General features: G+C 36.4%; 1 protein-coding gene. It reads left to right on the plus strand.

Annotated elements, in window-relative coordinates; translation table 11 throughout:
* Positions 1-96: 96 nt before the first annotated feature.
* A partial coding sequence (locus Q4528_RS13035) for a hypothetical protein (protein ID WP_439848935.1) occupies positions 97-338 on the plus strand: 242 nt, incomplete at its 3' end.

Below are 338 nucleotides of genomic sequence, written 5' to 3' on the forward strand. Positions count from 1 at the left end.
GTTTTGGTAAGTGTCATTACTAGTCCTTTTATGGCTATCATTATCGCTCACGAAGATATGAAATTGTATGCATATATATCGATAATAGAAGCGTTTATGAAGCTGGGAGTAGTATTCTTATTACAATATATTGCATTGGATAAACTTGAATTGTACGGACTGTTATTGCTGTGCGTCAGCGTTGTCACTACTTTTTTATATACAGGCACATGCCTATATCGTTATAAAGAATGCCAGTTTAAAAAAATCTATTGGGACTATAAGCTATTTAGGGAAATTATTGGGTTCACCGGGTGGACTGTGTTTGGGCAGTTCTCAACAATTGCGCGAACTCATGC

Origin of the sequence: Staphylococcus pasteuri, from assembly GCF_030547725.1 — a bacterium.
Classification (GTDB): Bacteria; Bacillota; Bacilli; order Staphylococcales; family Staphylococcaceae; genus Staphylococcus; species Staphylococcus pasteuri.